The following is a 1,735-nucleotide window of genomic DNA, read 5'->3' as shown; positions in this document are numbered from 1 at the left end:
ATGGCACATTCCTCTACCGAAACTTTTCCATCGGCATAAATTGCCGCAATGAGTGCATCTCGTTCTTCTCGCGAGACGACACCGTCCTCAAGAGCGCGTTTGGCTTGTTCGGCAAGTGCGGAAAGGTCGCGTTCTTCTTGAGGAGAAAGATTCTGTTGGCGACTGCTATAAATTTCCATCTAAAATGCGGGAAGGGGACTCCCGTTATATCCGACAGGATTAGCGGGAGGGGAATTCCCGCCAACAAACGAACTGCCCGACAGGGCATCCTTATTTCGAGAATCTGTATTCATAGCCGTCTGATTGATGAACAGTTGTTAGATATTTCGGATGAACGTCGAAAGGTTTAACCCCAGCGTTCAGTCGAAAGGAAGGGCGAAACCGAATAGCAATCCGTCCTGTGTAATTTCCGGCGAATTTTCCTTGAGGAATTGTCGCCTTGACTATATCGCCCGTTTGGAAACCTTGAAAGGATTTGGCTTTCGGAGCGTGAGTTCTCGGAAAACCGTATTTATCGGGACGACATCGTTGTCGAACCCCGTGACCTTTGGCTGCAACGAGCAAAGGTTTCTCGATCGCGACATCTAATCGATCGGGAGTCGATTTCCCGACGCAAGCCGCATCGAACCCGTGAGTTTTCGGCAAACCCAATCGAGTCCGATTAAACTTAGTCTGTCCGCCCGTTCCCACTTCAACGGGCAATCCAGTTTCTTTCAAAAGTTTTCGCAAACGGTTCACCCAGGTCATCGTAGTTTCGACCCGATGGTTGAGTCCTCGACTCCGCTCGGACTCAACGCTGAGCGAAGTCGAAGCGAGCGAAGTCGAAGCGAGCGAAGTCGAAGCGAGCGAAGTCGAAGCGAGCGAAGTCGAAGCGAGCGAAGTCGAAGCGAGCGAAGTCGAAGCGAGCGAAGTCGAAGCGAGCGGAGCCGAAGCGTTGAGAGACGGTGGAAGCCAACCCTTCGGACGAGTACGGTTAAGACAGCGAGGCTTTCGGTAACGAGTTTTTCGATGGCGTCGGGAGCGTCGCGCTTTACGACGCTTCTCTAAGTCGTTCTTAATTTGCTGTCCGCGATAGCTGAGTTCGGACGCCCAAATGATTCGGTTTTCGGACAGGATAGCCAACCCAGTTGTTTGCGAGCCGGGATCGATTTTGAGTCCTCCACTCCGCTCGGACTCATCGCTGAGTGAAGTCGAAGCGAGCGGAGCCGAAGCTTTGAGTTGAGTTTCGGGAACGACACAATCTTTGGCTTCAATCTCGTGCAAGATAAGGGTAAATGGATAGCGACGAAATACCGAAGCTCGACCGGATTTCAGGAGCCGCCGCGCCTTGGCTGGATGGCATGGTGCTAGGGGGTTTTTGTCTTTGTCTAGAACGAAAACGTGCATAATACACAACTCCCAAAAGGGGTAACGTTTGCCTCGCCAAGGTTACGTCTCGGTACTCTCTGAAAAGCACTGCCTTAACCCGTTTAAAGCTGTTTAACTTTTCAGTTCTAGAGCGACAAGCTGGCAACGTACTCGTCGGTAGGAACTTAAACTCTCGGACGTAACGTAGTCTTCGGAAGACTTAGGCTGGTCAACTTGTGGGCTTTTTCAAGCCCCCGTCATAGCCAACAGGCTTGACGGCGGGTTGTTAACCGACAGTGTTGGGAATTGCCAGCATTATTTTATTGACATCCTCTCCCAGCAACCCGTTCCGGGTATGCAGGGAGATTCCTTGGGTCGCCCCAAAGAT

Annotated in this window: 1 protein-coding gene; it reads right to left on the bottom strand. The window is 51.6% G+C overall.

Annotated elements, in window-relative coordinates; genetic code table 11:
• Window positions 1-270 precede the first annotated feature (270 nt).
• Window positions 271-1,386, bottom strand: a complete 1,116-nt coding sequence (locus GEI7105_RS36175; protein ID WP_017661707.1) for an RRXRR domain-containing protein — start codon at window positions 1,384-1,386, stop codon at window positions 271-273.
• Window positions 1,387-1,735: the final 349 nt, after the last annotated feature.

The organism is Baaleninema simplex PCC 7105 (assembly GCF_000332355.1).
Lineage (GTDB): Bacteria > Cyanobacteriota > Cyanobacteriia > Cyanobacteriales > Geitlerinemataceae > Baaleninema > Baaleninema simplex.
Note: the sequence above shows the minus strand (reverse complement) of the source record. Positions and strands in the feature narration are given on the sequence as shown.

Excerpts from the sequence above, each read along its gene's own strand:
- GEI7105_RS36175 (WP_017661707.1), bottom strand. The coding sequence starts at position 1,386 with ATGCACGTTTTCGTTCTAGACAAAGACAAAAACCCCCTAGCACCATGC.